The sequence below is a fragment of the Micromonospora echinaurantiaca genome (assembly GCF_900090235.1).
Taxonomy (GTDB): Bacteria; Actinomycetota; Actinomycetes; order Mycobacteriales; family Micromonosporaceae; genus Micromonospora; species Micromonospora echinaurantiaca.
Genome location: NZ_LT607750.1, coordinates 4,290,140 through 4,304,886, shown reverse-complemented (window position 1 = coordinate 4,304,886; position 14,747 = coordinate 4,290,140). Strand labels below are relative to the sequence as shown.

General features: G+C 74.1%; 11 protein-coding genes. 4 read left to right on the top strand and 7 right to left on the bottom strand.

Annotation, left to right across the window (positions count from 1 at the left end):
* Positions 1 to 44: 44 nt before the first annotated feature.
* Positions 45 to 1,925 (bottom strand): pectate lyase family protein, encoded by a 1,881-nt coding sequence (locus GA0070609_RS19350; protein WP_088995090.1) that lies wholly within the window; start codon positions 1,923 to 1,925, stop codon positions 45 to 47.
* 313 nt (positions 1,926 to 2,238) lie between these two features.
* Positions 2,239 to 3,615 carry an endo-1,4-beta-xylanase gene (locus GA0070609_RS19345; protein WP_088995089.1) on the bottom strand — a complete coding sequence of 459 codons (1,377 nt, stop codon included), beginning with the start codon at positions 3,613 to 3,615 and terminating at the stop codon, positions 2,239 to 2,241.
* 477 nt (positions 3,616 to 4,092) lie between these two features.
* On the opposite strand from GA0070609_RS19345, the gene GA0070609_RS19340 reads away from it, so the two are divergent.
* Positions 4,093 to 4,566: a molybdenum cofactor biosysynthesis protein gene (locus GA0070609_RS19340; RefSeq protein WP_088995088.1), complete on the top strand. Its 474-nt coding sequence runs from the start codon at positions 4,093 to 4,095 to the stop codon at positions 4,564 to 4,566.
* Between the two features lie 89 nt (positions 4,567 to 4,655).
* Here the strand turns inward: GA0070609_RS19340 and rpsD are convergent, their stop codons facing one another.
* From rpsD to GA0070609_RS19320, 4 genes are all read right to left on the bottom strand, one after another.
* Positions 4,656 to 5,249, bottom strand: a complete 594-nt coding sequence (rpsD, locus tag GA0070609_RS19335) for a 30S ribosomal protein S4 (RefSeq protein ID WP_088995087.1) — start codon at positions 5,247 to 5,249, stop codon at positions 4,656 to 4,658.
* A 142-nt stretch (positions 5,250 to 5,391) separates the two neighbouring features.
* Entirely contained in the window at positions 5,392 to 5,835 is a 444-nt protein-coding gene (locus GA0070609_RS19330) for a WYL domain-containing protein (protein WP_172899258.1), read from the bottom strand.
* Positions 5,832 to 7,463, bottom strand: a complete 1,632-nt coding sequence (locus tag GA0070609_RS19325) for an FAD-binding oxidoreductase (RefSeq protein WP_088995086.1) — start codon at positions 7,461 to 7,463, stop codon at positions 5,832 to 5,834. The genes GA0070609_RS19330 and GA0070609_RS19325 overlap by 4 nt, the downstream gene beginning before the upstream one ends.
* Positions 7,464 to 7,602: 139 nt before the next feature.
* Complete coding sequence (locus tag GA0070609_RS19320; RefSeq protein WP_088995085.1) at positions 7,603 to 9,720, bottom strand: MMPL family transporter; 2,118 nt, start codon at positions 9,718 to 9,720, stop codon at positions 7,603 to 7,605.
* A gap of 141 nt (positions 9,721 to 9,861) precedes the next feature.
* Between GA0070609_RS19320 and GA0070609_RS19315 the strand changes: the two genes are divergently transcribed.
* Both GA0070609_RS19315 and GA0070609_RS19310 read left to right on the top strand, forming a co-directional pair.
* Positions 9,862 to 11,166, top strand: coding sequence for a sensor histidine kinase (locus GA0070609_RS19315; RefSeq protein WP_231928338.1), 1,305 nt, complete (start codon positions 9,862 to 9,864; stop codon positions 11,164 to 11,166).
* On the top strand, positions 11,118 to 11,762 hold the full coding sequence (locus GA0070609_RS19310) for a LuxR C-terminal-related transcriptional regulator (RefSeq protein WP_088995084.1): 645 nt from the start codon (positions 11,118 to 11,120) through the stop codon (positions 11,760 to 11,762). Before GA0070609_RS19315 ends, GA0070609_RS19310 begins: the two co-directional genes overlap by 49 nt.
* 49 nt (positions 11,763 to 11,811) lie before the next feature.
* On the opposite strand, the gene GA0070609_RS19305 is transcribed toward GA0070609_RS19310, so the two are convergent.
* Positions 11,812 to 12,339 carry a MarR family winged helix-turn-helix transcriptional regulator gene (locus tag GA0070609_RS19305; protein ID WP_088995083.1) on the bottom strand — a complete coding sequence of 176 codons (528 nt, stop codon included), beginning with the start codon at positions 12,337 to 12,339 and terminating at the stop codon, positions 11,812 to 11,814.
* A gap of 111 nt (positions 12,340 to 12,450) precedes the next feature.
* Here GA0070609_RS19305 and GA0070609_RS19300 point away from each other — a divergent pair, with 111 nt between their 5' ends.
* Entirely contained in the window at positions 12,451 to 14,730 is a 2,280-nt protein-coding gene (locus GA0070609_RS19300; protein WP_088995082.1) for an LLM class flavin-dependent oxidoreductase, read from the top strand.
* Positions 14,731 to 14,747: the final 17 nt, after the last annotated feature.

The following is a 14,747-nucleotide window of genomic DNA, read 5'->3' as shown; positions in this document are numbered from 1 at the left end:
GGGCCGGAGCCGCGCTCGGCTCCGGCCCGTGCCGTCGGTCGTCGTTACGGGGCGGGGTACTGCGTGACATAGACCGGCGCGCCGACCCGGGTCATGTCGGCCGCCTCGCCCACGCCGTTGACCACGTGGTCGATCGTGCCGGCGCTGAGGTTGACCGTCATCACATGGTGCAGCCGTACGCCCGGGGTCACCGGCACCTCGAAGCCGTTCTCGGTGTGGATCGACGGGTTGTTCTGGTTGAACACGTAGACGCCGCCGCCGTACAAGGTGTGGTGCTTTACCCGGTCGCCGACCTTGTACCCGGCCCAGCCCTCGACCTCGCCGTTCATCCAGTCGGCCTGCGTCGGCGGGTCGTACGGCAGCTCGTTCTGGTAGAGGATCGTGGTGCCGTGCTCGCCGTTCCAGACCGTGTTGTAGCGCTGGAAGTGCTCGACGAAGAGCCCGGTCGCGGTCACGTGGTCGCCGTTGATGACCGCGCCGTACCGGCCGGTGTTGGTCCGCCACCGCTCGGTGTCGCCGTTGACGCCCTCGGTGAAGCCCTCGACGCCGTGGTCGCCGCGCCACACCCAGGTGTGGTCGATGAGGACGTGGTCGCTGTTGACCTCGAGGGCGATGTTCGTCCGGCCGATGTGCGGCCCGCCCACCCGGAAGTAGACGTCGGACAGGGTCGTCGGATTCCACGGGGTGCTGCGGTTGCGGCCGTGCCGGTCACCCACCCGGAGCAGCACCGGCGACTCGGTCGGGCCGGCGTCGATCGTGACGCCGGCGATCACCACGCCCGGAACGCCCGCCACGTCCAGCGGAACGGAGCCGCCAACGGCGGTGAGGGTGGCGTGCCCCAGGCCGAGGACCACCGTGTTCGGCCGGTTGACCTGGATGCTGCGGGCGATGTCGTACACGCCGGGGGTGAGCAGCAGGTGCTTGCCGCGGGCGAGCTGGCTGTTGATGACCCGGACCGAATCGGACGGCTTGGCGATGAAGAAGTCGCCGATCGGGATGGTCCGGCCGGGCGTCAGGCCGTCGGCCCAGGTGATGCCGCGGCTGTCGCGCCGCACCGCGGGCACCCGGACCTGGTAGCGGCCCTTGGCGTCGACGAACAGGTAGGGCTTCTCCCGGCTGAGCGGGGTGGTGTCCAGCGTGGTGTACGGCGGGTCGGGGAAGCCGGCGTCGTCCGGTGCGCCCACCACGCCGGCGAAGACCTGGTTCCACACCGCGTTGGACCAGCCGGCGATCTCGCTGTTGCGGGTCAGCCACTGCTGCTGGGAGCCGTTGGTGGTGGCGGGCAGCCGGGAGTCGGCGATGAAGCCGCCGCTGGCGTACTGCGGGCCGGCGGTGCAGTAGTCCATCAGCGACAGGTTGCCGCCGGCGATGTCCAGCCGGCGCATCGACACCGCCTGGGAGACGGCCCAGAAGTTCGCCGACGACCGGCAGCCGTCCTGGCCGGCGGCGTCGATGTCGATCGACAGGTTGGACAGCGTGCGCCAGAAGTTGACCAGCGCGATGCAGTTGCCGGCGCCACCGTCGGCCAGGCAGCGGTTGTAGACCTCGATCTTGCCGTTGACGTCGACGTCGGTCGGGGCGGCGCCCAGCCCGGCGACCTCGGTGTAGTAGCCGACCTTGACCTGCAACGGCTGCTCCGCGGTGCCGTAGCTGCCCGGCTTGAACAGGTAGGCGTGCCGGGCGGTGCCCATCTCGGCGTCGACCTGGCGGGCGTGCGCCGCGTCCAGCGTCGCCTGGATCTCGGTGACCGGCATGCTCGGGTCGAAGATCGTGACGTTGGGCCCGAAGTCCGGCGTGCCGTGCCGGGGTGGACCGGCGGTGGCGGCGGTGCCGGTCAGGCCGGCGGCGGTGGTGGCCAGCACGAGTCCGAGCGCGAGCGCCCGGCCGCCGGTCCGCCGCCGCCCGCCGCGGGGATGCGTCGTCATGCGGTTCGTCCTCTCCGCTGGCCGGCACCTGCTCCCGGGCGCAGCGACGTCGGTGGGGAAGGAGACCTGCCACAGCCGGCGGTCGGACCGCCTCTGTGAGAGCGCTCTCTCGACCGTTCGACTTGTATCACGTCGTGAAGGAAGGGGTGGCTTGTTTCTACCCTGTGAACCGGGCCGCCCGCTACCGGCGCGAGCATCGATTTTCCGTCCGGCGGGGTCCACGACAGACGCTGGCCGCGGACGGCCGGCCGGGAAATGCCCCGGGGGGTGGCGACGCGGCGCGTCGCCACCCCCCGGGTCGGGTGTCGTCGGGTCAGGAGGCGGTGCAGGACCGGACCTGGGGTCGGGTCCAGTTGCCGTTGGCCATGGTGGTGAAGCCGAAGACGTTGCCGCTGCCGTTCGACCGCATGGTCATCACATTGCCGCTGCTGTCCCAGCTCGGGGTGCCGTTCCAGGTCGCCGAGACCTTCTGTGGCGGGGTCACCGCGACGACCACCGTCCAGTTGCTGGCCCCGGTGACGGTGACCTCGCTGTTGAACCGGTCGCCCCAGCGGGTGCCGTCGCGCAGGGTCGCGGTGCAGCTGCCACCGCCGGGCGGCGGGGTGGTCGGCCCGGTGGTCGGCGGGGTGGTCGGGGGAGTGGTCGGCGGGGTGGTGCCGCCGTTGAGGGCGGCGAGGACCGCGTCGTACGCCGGCTTCTTGGCGCCGCTGCTGGTGAACAGCAGCGGGTTCTGCTCGGCCCGCCAGGAGTCGCTGTCCCGGATGCCCCAGACGGTGATGCCGGTGCAGCGGGCGACGGCGAGGCAGTCGTTGACCACGTTGCGGTACGTGTCGGCCGGCGCGTTCTGGATGTCGAGCTCGGTGATCTGCACGTCGACCCCGAGCGCGGCGAAGCTGGACAACGTGGTGCGGTAGTTGCCCGGGTACGGCGAGCCGCTGTTGAAGTGCGACTGGAGGCCGACGCAGTCGATCGGCACGCCCCGCTGCTTGAAGTCGCGGACCAGGTTGTAGACGGCCTGGGTCTTGGCGTGCGTCCAGTCGTCGGTGTTGTAGTCGTTGTAGCAGAGCTTCGCGCCCGGGTCCGCGGCCCGGGCGGCCCGGAACGCGGCCTCGATCCAGTCGTTGCCGGTGCGTTGCAGGTTGGAGTCGCGCCGGGCGCCGCTGCCGCCGTCGGCGAACGCCTCGTTCACCACGTCCCACGCCACGACCTGGCCCCGGAAGTGGGTGGCCACCTGGGTGACGTGGTTGAGCATCGCCTGGCGCAGCGCGCTGCCGCTCATGTTCTGCATCCAGCCGGGCTGCTGGGAGTGCCAGGCCAGGGTGTGGCCGCGCACGCTCATCCCGCGGCTGCGGGCGTGGCTGACGATCCGGTCCGCGTTGGTGAAGGTGAACTGCCCCTGCTGCGGCTCGGTGGCGTCGATCTTCATCTCGTTCTCGGGCGTCACCGAGTTGAACTCGCGGTTCAGGATCGTGGTGTACGCGCTGTCGCTGAGCTTGTTGGCGGCCACGGCGGCGCCGAAGTACCGGCCCCGCTCCGCCGCGGAGGCGCCCAGGGTGGTGCCGGCGCTGGCCGCGACGGGCAGCACCACGGCACCGGCCGCGGCGAGCAGGCCCACGGCGGCGAGGGCGAGGGCCGTCCGCCGTCGTGCTGTCGATCTCGGACGGTTGTTCCGCTGGCAGCTGTCGATCATCTCTGCCCCTTCTGGTGGGGGACCGGGCTGGTGGGGGCGCCGGCCTGGTGTGGTGGGGGTGTGCCGGGTCGTCGCCGGCCGCCGGTGGAACGCCGACTTGGCATCGACCCTAATAGATGTGGAGTATTACAGCGGTCGATCGGTGCGGCAAGAATTTCCGGAAAGCTAACGACAGTTCAGCCGGAGCTTGATCGTTTGTCATGGGACGAAATAGCAGGCAGCCATCCATGTTGGGTCAGGCGACGAAGGTCACCTGTGGACATCAGAGGGAGGACGTGGGCGGTGCCTGATCCCGGATATTCCGGGGATGTTCCGTAACGAAGCTGCGTCGCGCGCCACACCGTGTCGGCAGTTCGCGGGCGGCCGTGGAACCCGCCTCGGGGCCGGCCGCGGCACCGGTGCCGCCGGGCCGAACCCGTGGGCGACGATTCGCCCGGGACGGCCGGCCGCGAGCCCGGCACTCCGTAGAATCGCTGGGTGCCGCAGATCGTGCAGTTGCTGGCCTCGCCCGTGCACCGCTACCTGGGCCGGCCCGCCGACGGTCCGGCACCGGCGCCACCCGGCGAACTGGTCGACCAGGTCCAGCTCCGGGCGGGCCTCGGCATCGTCGGCGACCGGTACTTCGGCAAGCCGGCTCACCGCGAGGCGAGCGTCACGGTGATCGCGCAGGAGTCGTTGCCACCCGGGGTCGACCTGGTGCAGGTGCGGCGCAACGTGCTCACCACCGGGATCGCCGTGGACGAGCTGATCGGCGCGGTGCTCACCCTGGACTCCGGCGCGGGCCCGGTCCGGCTGCGGGTCAACCGCCCGGCGAACCCGTGCGCCTGGATGGAGGTCGCCATCGGCCCCGGCGCGTGGAAGGCGCTGCGCCGCCGGGGCGGCATCCGTTGCACCCCACTGGACGACGGGACCCTGCGCGTCGGCCCGGTCGAGGTGACGATCAGCCGCTGACGCGCCGGCACCAACGCGGATTCGCCCGAGACCTTCGGGATGGTCGGGGAGGCGGCCCGGCCAACCGCCCCCGGCCGGCGCTCGTTGACCTAGCCGGGTCGGACGGTGAGCGGGACGTCCCGCAGGTCCGGCACCTCCTCCCGGCGCGGCTCCCGGGTCAGCGTGGCGGTGAACTCCGCCGGCCGTACCTCCAGGTAGGGCGGGGTCTCGGTGGTGGGCAAGCCGCCGCCGGCCACCCCGCTCGGGGTGGGGCACTGCTTCTCCGGCCGCACCTGGATGATCTGCCCCGGCCGGACCAGGTAGGACGGCTGGTTGACCTTGCCGCCGTCGAGGGTGAACGTGTTGTTCGTGACCAGGTGGCGGGCCTCGCTCACGCTGCGGGCGAAGCCGGCCCGGTGCACCAGCGCGTCCAGCCGCTGCTCCAACTGCCCGGCCAGGTTCTCCGCCGCGTCGCCGGGCTGCCCGGCGGCCATCACCAGGGCCCGGACCAACTGCCGCTCGCGCAGGTCGTACGCGGCCCGGAGGCGGTGCCGCTCGGCGTCGGGCAGCCGGTAGCCGCGTGGGGCGCGCCGCGGCCCACCCCGGCGCCCGATCGGGTGCCGCTGCCGGCGCAGCCGGTAACCCCACGCCGGCTTGAGCGGTACGTCGTCGGTGGGCGCGACGTTGACCTTGGAGCGCAGCATGATGCCTCCCTCGACTGCCGTGGTCCCTCACCGTGCCCTTGACCCGGGTGAGCCGTCCTCACCCGATCCGGGTGACCGGTGCCGGCCGGCTCGCGGCCAGCGCCCCCGGATCAGCCCGGCGCTCTCCGCGAGCGCCGCCGGATCAGCCCGACCGGTCGGCCGGTGGTGCCAGCGCCCGGCGGCAGCGCTCGCCGAGGGCGCGTACCGCCTCGACGAGTTCCGGCGGCTCGGTGACGGTGAAGTCGACGCCGATCACCGCCACCATCCAGGCCAGGTCGGCGGCCGTCTCGGCGCCGAGGTGGACCAGGCAGCTGCCCGCGTCGACCGGCTCGACGGCGCCCATGCCGGGCCAGAGCCGCTCGGCGACCACGGCGGCCGGCTGGTGCACGGTGACCGTGGCCCGCACGGTGGCGAACTGGTAGCGGGCCAGCACCTCGCCGGTGCGGGTGTCGACGACCCGGGCGTCGCCGGCCGTGCCGCCCGCGACGAACAGCCGCCCGCGCCGGTCGACCTCGAGGCCGAGGGACGGGGTGCGGGCCCGGACCCGCCGGCTCGTCCACCTCGATGGCGGGTCGCCGCACCTCACCGGCCGCCGGCGCCGGCCTCGGCCCGCCGTCCGGTCGGGCCGTCGCCGCCCGGCGGGGCGTCGAGCAGGACGCCGGGGTTGAGCACCCAGGACGGGTCGAGCGCGGCCTTCGCGGCGCGCAGCGCGAGCCCGACCGGCTCCGGGCGCTGCCGGTCGTACCAGGGGCGGTGGTCGCGGCCGACCGCGTGGTGGTGGGTGATGGTGCCGCCGGCGGCGAGCAGCGCCTCCGAGACGGCGTGCTTGATCTCGTCCCACTGGGCGAGGGTGCCGCCCCACCGACCGGTGGCGTAGACGCCGAAGTAGGGGGCCGGCCCGTCCGGGTAGACGTGGGTGAACCGGCAGGTGACCACGCCGGTCGCGCCGACCGCGCGCAGCGCCGCCTCGGCCGCGTCGAGCACCGCGGCGCGCAGCCCGGGGTAGCGGTCCCAGGTGCAGGCGGTCTCGAAGGTCTCCACGATCATCGACCGCGCGGCGAGGGCGTCGCGCTGGTACGGCATCCGCAGGAACGCCGAGCGCCAGGTGTCCACGGCGCCGCCCCGCGCGGCGGACGCCGGGCCGTACCGCGGCGGGTCGGGCAGCGATCCGCCGTGGTCGCGGCACAGCTCGACGGCGCGGTCCAGCGCCGGCCCGACCGGATGGTCGGCGGACTCGAAGCCCAGCACCAGCACCCCGCCGGTGCTGGCCACGCCGGCGTTGAGCAGCGCCTCCGCCGGGTCGAGCAGTCGGCAGTTGCTCGGGTGCAGCCCGGACTGGGCGATCGCCCGGGTGGCGGCCACCGCCGCGTCCGCCCGCCAGCGCGGCCTCTCCTGCAGGCGCAGCCACGCCTCGGTGATGACGCCGAGCGCGCCCTCGGAGCCGAGGAAGAGCCGGTCCGGCGAGGGCCCCGCGCCGGAGGCGGGCAACCGGCGGGACTCGCTGGTGCCGGCCGGGGTGACCACCCGCAGCGACTCCACCAGGTCGTCGATGTGGGTGAGCACCGTCGCGTAGTGACCACCGGCCCGGGTGGCCAGCCAGCCGCCCAGCGTGGAGAACTCGAACGACTGCGGGAAGTGCCGCAGCGTGAGGTCGTGCCCGCGGAGCTGGTCGGCCAGCGCCGGGCCGAACACGCCGGCCTGGATCCGCGCCGCCCGGCTGGTCCGGTCGACCTCCAGCACCCGGTCGAACCGGCCGAGGTCGAGACTGACCGCGCCGGGGTAGCCGTCGGCCACCCGTGGCTCCACGCCGCCGACCACCGACGAACCGCCGCCGTACGGGATCACCGCGATGCCGGCCCCGGCACACCAGTCCAGCACGTCGACGACGTCCTGTTCGGACGCCGGCCGGACGACCAGGTCCGGCGGGTGCCGGATGTCGCCGTGCAGGTTCCGGACGACGTCCCGGAACGCCTTGCCGTGCGCGTGCGCGGCCCGGTCGGTGTCCTCGGTGGAGCAGAGCTGGGCCAGCGACGCCGGCGGGGCGACCCGCGGCGGCCGCAGGCCAAGCTCGGCCACCGGCGGCGGGACGTGCGCGGTCAGGTCGGCGTCGGGCAGCAGCGCCCGCACCCGGTCGGTCAGCGCCGCGGCCTCCGCGCCGGTCACCGCCTCCTCGACGTGGCCCCAGCCCCACCACGAACGGTGCTTCCCGGCCATCCGGCCTCCCCGCCGTCATCCAGCCCGACCCGCCGTAACGTACTCGACCGGTGGCGGTGCCGGGTATCCCCGTGCTCGGGTGGCCCCTGATCGCGGGGGCGGCCACCGTCCTGTGGCCGCCCCCGCGCGTACCCCCGGATCAGGAGTTGGCCGGGACCGGTTCGGCCGGGCGGCGCCGGCCGGCCAGGGACGCCGGGCGGGCCAGCGCGCTCGGCCACCAGGTGCGCCGGCCGACCTCCAGGGCGAGCGCCGGGACGAGCAGGCTGCGCACCAGGAACGTGTCGAGCAGCACCCCGACGCCCACGATCACGGCGGACTGCACCGACGGCACCAGCGGCAGCACGCTGAGCGCGCCGAAGGTGGCCGCCAGCACCACACCGGCGCTGGTGATCACCCCGCCGGTCACGGTCAGCGCGTGCAGCACGCCCTGCCGGTGGCCGAGCAGGACCGCCTCCTCCCGCGCCCGGGTGGTGAGGAAGATGGTGTAGTCCACGCCGAGGGCGACCAGGAACAGGAAGGTCTGCAACGGGATCCCGACGAACAGCTTGGCGTGCCCCATCGCGTCCAGGATCAGCCCGGCTGCCCCCAGCGCCGCCAGGTACGACAGCACCACGCTGGCCAGCAGCAGCAACGGCGCGACCAGCGCCCGCAGCAGCACGGTCAGGATGACGAACACCACCGCCAGGACCAGCGGGACCACCCGCCGGTTGTCCCGGTCGACCGTGCGCTCCTCGTCCAGCAGGTAGGCGCTGTCCCCACCGACCAGCGCCTGGGCGCCGGGCACCGCGTGCACCGCGGTCCGCAGCCGGTCCACGGTCTCCAGGGCGGCGTCGCTGTCCGGGGTGTCGGCCAGCACCGCGCCGATCCGCACCCATCGGCCGTCCGGCGAGCGTTCCGGCGCGCCCACCTCGGCCACCCCGGGCACGGCCCGGGCGGCGGCGACCACCTGGTCGGCGCGGTCCGCGGTGGCCAGGATGTCGGCCGGGGCGACCGTGCCGCTCGGGTAGTGCGCCGCGATCATCCGCTGGCCGGTGATCGAGCCGACCTCCCGGGTGAACGTCTCCTCGCCGGGCAGGCCGACGCTGAGGTTGCCGATGCCGAAGCTGAGCGCGACCAGCGCCGCGGCGGTGCCGATCCAGACCGTCCGGGGGCGGCGGCCGACCAGCCCGGCGATCCCCCGCCACACCCGGTGGTCGGCGGCCACGTCCGCCCCGGCCACGTCCGGTGCGTAGCGCGGCACGAACGGCCAGAACAGCCACCGGCCGAACAGCACCAGCACGGCCGGCAGCAGGGTGGTCATGGCGAGCAGGGCGGCGACGATGCCGATCGCGCCGACCGGGCCGAGCCCCCGGGTCGACGGCAGTTGCGCGGCCAGCAGGCAGAGCAGGCCGATCGCCACGGTCGCCGCGGAGGCGCCGATCGCACCGAGCGAGCGGCGCAGGGCCACCGCCATCGCGGCGTGCCGGTCGGCGTGCCGGCGCAGCTCCTCGCGGTAGCGGGCGATGAGCAGCAGCGCGTAGTCCACGCCGACGCCGAACACCAGCACGGTGAGGATGCTCTGGCTCTGGAAGTCGACCGCCAGCCCGGCGTACCGGGCCAGCAGGTAGACGACCGCGCTGGCGAGCTGGTTGGCGAATGCCGCGGTGAGCAGCGGGATCAGCCAGAGCACCGGGCTGCGGTAGGTGATCAGCAGCAGCAGGGCGACGGTGGCCGCGGTGGCCAGCAGCAACGCGGTGTCCATGCCGCCGAACGCGTCGAACACGTCGTTCTCGGCCGCGGCCGGGCCGGTCAGCGCGGTCCGCAGGCCGGTGGGGGCGCCGGCGGTCAGCCGGTCCTTCAGCTCGGTGACCGCCGTGCCGCGCCGCTCGTCGTCCCCGGCGACCGGGAAGGACAGCAGCAGCGCCTGGCCGTCCTCACTCGGCACCGCCGCGGGCACCTGCCCGCCGTCGGCGTACGGCGTGAAGGCGGCGCGGTCGGCGTCGACCTTCGCCCGGTCGGCGTCGGTGAGACCGCCGTCCCGGACGTAGACCGCGATCGCCAGCGGGGCCCGCGAGTCGGGGAACGCCGCCTCCGCCCGCTGCGCCGCCCGGCTGTGCTCGGCGCCGGCGGGCAGCGCGCCGAGGGTGTCGTTGTCCTGCACCTCGGTCAGCTTCAGCGCCAGCGGCCCGGCCGCCGCGATGACGATGAGCCAGAAGACGAGCAGGGCGTACTTGGATCGTCGACCGGACGGCAGGCCGGCCAGGCGGTGCCGGAACATGGTGGGTTCCCTCCGCGGGTTGGGTGTTCTCACGCCTTCGATCCTTCGGCCCTGGGTCGGCGAGGGCAGGGGTGTCACGTCCCGAACCGTGGTGGTGCTGGCACCACCGATCCGGCGGCCGGCGTGGCCCAGAATGGGGCCGTGGACAGCTCCGTACGTCTGTTCGTCCGGCAGTGGCTGCGGCCGGGCGCGATCGCCGCCGTGCAGGGCCTGGCGCTGGCCCTGCTCTGCCTGACCACCAACGTCGCGCTGTTCGTGCTCTCGGTGGTGTCGCTCGCGTTGATCCCGGTCTTCGGCATCGGGTTCGCGCTGTTCCCGGTGGTGACCGCGCTGGTCCGGCTCTGCCTGGGGGCGCAGCGCCGGCTCGCCCGCTGGGGTGGGATGCCGATGGCCACCCCGTACCGGCCGATGCCCGCCGACGCCAGGATCGGCACCTGGCGGCGGTTCCGGTGGGTGGTCGGCGACCCGGCCACCTGGCGGGACTTCGCCTGGCTGGTGCCGGGCGTGGTCACCGGCGCGGCCTGCCTGCTGGCGTTCGTGCTGCCGGCGTATGGGCTGGAGGGCGTGCTGCTGGTGCCGCTGGTGCTCTACCTGACCATCGACTGGTACGGCTACGGCGTGTTCTGGCCGATGGACAACATCGTCAAGGCCTGGCTCTCCGTACCGCAGGGGTGGTTCTTCCTGATCGGCGGGCTGGCGGTGGCGCCCTGGCTGGTCTGGCTGCACCTGCGCTTCGCCGGCCTCTTCCTGACCCCGACGAAGGCGCAGGAACTGGCGCTGCGGGTGCGGCAGCTGACCGTCACCCGGGCCGACACGGTCGACACCCAGGCGGCCGAGCTGCGCCGGATCGAGCGCGATCTGCACGACGGCGCGCAGGCCCGGTTGGTGGCGCTGAGCATGAGCATCGGGCTGGCCGGGAAGCTGATGGCGGACGACCCGGTGGCGGCCCGGCGGCTGCTGGCCGAGGCCCAGGAGGCCAGTGGGCAGGCCCTGGTCGAGTTGCGCGACCTGGTTCGCGGCATCTACCCGCCGGTGCTCGCCGAACGCGGCCTCGGCGGCGCGGTCGAGGCGCTCGCGCTGGCGGTTCCGCTGCCCGTGACGGTGGAGGTGCAGCTGCCGGGCAGCCCGCCGGCGGCGGTCGAGTCGGCGGCGTACTTCGCGGTGGCGGAGGCGCTGGCCAACGTCGCCAAGCACAGTGGCGCGGCGCGCGCCTGGATCCGGATGACGCACCGGGAGGGCCGGCTGGCCGTGGTGGTCGGCGACGACGGCCGGGGCGGGGCGCAGCCGGACGCGGGGACCGGCCTGGCGGGTGTGCGCCGCCGTCTGGCAGCCTTCGATGGAACGATGACGGTGACCAGTCCGCCCGGCGGACCGACCGTCGTGACCATGGAGCTGCCGTGCGAGTTGTCATCGCCGAGGATCTCGCCCTCCTCCGGGACGGGCTGACCCGCATCCTCGACGCCTTCGGCTTCCAGGTGGTCGAGGCGGTCGCGGACGGGCCGTCCGTGCTGCCGGCGTTGAGCCGGCACCGCCCTGACGTCGCGGTGGTCGACGTCCGCCTGCCGCCGACCTTCACCGACGAGGGCCTGCAGGCGGCGTTGCAGGCCCGCACCCGGCTGCCCGGCCTGCCGATCCTGGTGCTGTCCCAGCACGTCGAGCAGCTGTACGCCCGGGAGCTGCTCTCCGACCGCGGTGGGGGAGTGGGCTACCTGCTCAAGGACCGGGTGTCCAACGTGGACCAGTTTGTCGACGCGGTGCGCCGGGTGGCGGCCGGTGGCATGGTGATGGACCCGGACGTGGTGTCCCAACTGCTGGCCCGCAACACCGGCGGGCGGCGGCTGGCCGAGCTGACCGCCCGCGAGCGCGAGGTGCTGGGCCTGATGGCGGAGGGCCGGTCGAACGCGGCGATCGCCGGCCGGCTGTTCGTCACCGAGAAGGCGGTCAGCAAGCACATCAACAACATCTTCAGCAAGCTCGGCATGCCGCCGTCGGACGACGACAACCGGCGGGTGCTGGCCGTGCTGGCGTACCTGAACGGCTGAGTCTGCTCCGCGGGCTGGCGCGGCGACCGGGTCGGGCAGGCGAGCCGGGTCAGGCCGGCGAGCCGGTGCCGCCGCGCATCGCGTCGGCGGTGACCGCGCAGCGGTCGGGGTCGTGCGCGACGCCGTCGGCGGCCTGCCGTAGCAGCCGGTGCAGCAGCGCGCGCTCCGCCTCGGGGAGCGCGCCCAGCAGTTCCTCCTCCACCTGGCGCACCCGCGCGTCCAGTTCGTCGAGCCGGCGGCGCCCGTGCCCGGTGGGGACGATCCGGCGGGCACGCCGGTCGGTCGGGTCCTGCTGACGCTCGACCAGGCCGGATTCGACGCAGCGGTCGATCAGGTAGGTCATCACGCTGCGGTCGATGCCCAGCCGGGTGGCCAGCGAGGCCTGGCTTGGCGGCTCGTCCCGGACCACGGCCGAGAGCACCTGGTAGCCCCGGGTGCCGGACGGCAGGTCGCCGACCGCCGCCGCCACCCGGGCGCTCCACTCCCGCAGCAGCACGGTGAGCGCCCAGCCGAACTCGCCGACGAACTCCGGTTCGGGGTTGGTGCGGGCCGGGGTGGGGACGCCAGCGGTGGTCATGCCGACGATGCTACCAGCAGTGATTGAAGCGACACATCATCTGTTCGACAAATGAGTTAGTTAGTGTATCGTTTGTCGCGCAAACAATTGGCAGTACGACGGAGCGGACCCATGACCGACTACGGGCACGAGCTGACCTTCGGCACGTTCATCACGCCCCAGAACGAGAACCCCCAGGTACCGGTCCAGCTCGCCCAGCTCACCGAGGCGGCCGGGCTGGACCTCGCCACCTTCCAGGACCACCCCTACCAGCCGGGCTTCCTGGACACCTGGACCCTGCTGACCTGGGTCGCGGCGGCCACCGAGCGGATCTCGGTCGCCGGCAACGTGCTCAACCTGGCGCTGCGCCCGCCGGCGGTGCTGGCCCGCTCGGCCGCCAGCCTGGACCGGCTCTCCGCCGGCCGGTTCACCCTCGGCCTCGGTGCGGGCGCCTTCTGGGAGGCGATCGAGGCGATGGGCGGCCGGCGGCTCACCCCGGGCCAGGGCGTCCAGGCGCTGGCCGAGGGGATCGAGATCATCCGGGGGATCTGGGACACCGCCGACCCGACCGCGCTCACCGTGGACGGCACGTACCACCGGGTCGCCGGCGTCAAGCGCGGCCCGGCGCCGGCCCACGACATCCCGATCTGGCTGGGCGCGCTCAAGCCGCGGATGCTGCGGCTGACCGGCCGGGTCGCGGACGGCTGGGCGGTCACCCTCCAGTACGTCGGCGACGACGGCCTGGTCGAGGGCAACGCCACCATCGACGAGGCGGCCACCCGGGCCGGCCGCCATCCCGCCGAGATCCGCCGGGTGCTCAACATCGGCGGCGCGTTCACCCCGCACGGCAGGGGCTTCCTGCAGGGGCCGCCCGCGCAGTGGGTCGAGCAGCTCGCCCCGTACGCCCTGGAGCGCGGCATCGGCACCTTCATCCTGATCGGCGACGACCCGCGCGCCATCCAGACCTTCGGCCAGGAGGTCGCCCCGGCGCTGCGGGAACTCGTCGCCGCGGAGCGGGCGGCCGCCGGCACCGCGCCGGTCGCCCGGCGCCGGGGCAGCGCCGCGCTGGCGGCCCGCCGGGCCGGCATCGCCTACGACGACGTGCCGGCCGCGCTGGCCGCCCGGGCGGTCGAGCCGGGCGACCGGGAGTACGCGTCGGTGCGCTCCGGCTACCTGCGCGCCGGCCGGCCCGGCCTGGTGCTGCGCCCGCGCAGCGCCGAGGAGGTCGCCGAGGCGCTCGCCTACGCCCGCAAGCAGGAGGTGCCGATCGCCGTCCGCTCCGGCGGCCACGGCATCAGCGGGCGCTCCACCAACGACGGCGGCATCGTGGTCGACCTGGGCGCCCTCGACGGCATCGAGCTGATCGACGAGCGCACCGGGCTGGTCCGGCTGGGCGCCGGCGCCCGCTGGGGGCAGGTCGCCGAGCAGCTCGTCCCGCACGGCCTGGCGATCAGCTCCGGCGACTACGGCGGCGTCGGCGTCGGCGGGCTGGCCACCACCGGCGGCATCGGCTTCATGGGCCGGCTGCACGGGCTGACCATCGACCACGTCCGGGCCGCCGAGGTGGTCCTCGCCGACGGCCGGATCGTCCGCGCCGACGCCGAGCACCACCCCGACCTGTTCTGGGCGCTGCGCGGCGCCGGCGCCAACGTCGGCGCGGTCACCGCACTGGATCTGGCCGCCGACCGGGTGGGCGACATCGTCCACTCCGTCATGCTGCTCGACGCCTCGGACACCGCCGGGGTGCTGGCACGCTGGGGGCAGGTGGTGGAGACCTCGCCGCGCGAGCTGACCAGCTTCATCATCCTGTCCCCGAACCGGGGCGCGCCGTCCGTGGTGGCGCGGGTGATGAGCGTCTACGCCAGCGACGACACCGACGCCGCGGTCGCCGCGCTGCAACGGCTCGCCGACATCGCCCCGGTGCTCGACCACGAGGCCCGGCTGACGCCCTACTCCGGGGTCGTCTTTCCCACCCAGCCGCACCACGCCACCGGCGGGCTGGGCCCGATCACCCGCTCGGGGCTGTTCACCCACCTCACCCCGGAGGTGTCCGGCGGGCTGGCCCGGCTGGTCACCGAGGGCGTCTCGTACTTCCTGCAACTGCGCGCGGTGGGCGGTGCGGTCAACGACGTGCCGGCCGGCGACACCGCGTACCCGCACCGGCACCAGAACTTCTCGGCGGTGGCCTTCGGCGGCGGGGTGCGGCGAGCCGCCCTGGACGAGCCGTGGGACCGCTGGGTCTACCCGCACGCCGAGGGTCTCTACCTGAGCTTCGAGACCGACCCGCGCCCCGAGCGGCTGCGCGACGCCTTCCCGGAGCCCACGCTGAGCCGGCTGCGGCAGGTCAAGCGGGCCTACGACCCGGACGCGGTGTTCAACACCAACTTCCCGGTCCCGCCGGCCACGGACTGACGCGGCGGCGGGGTGGG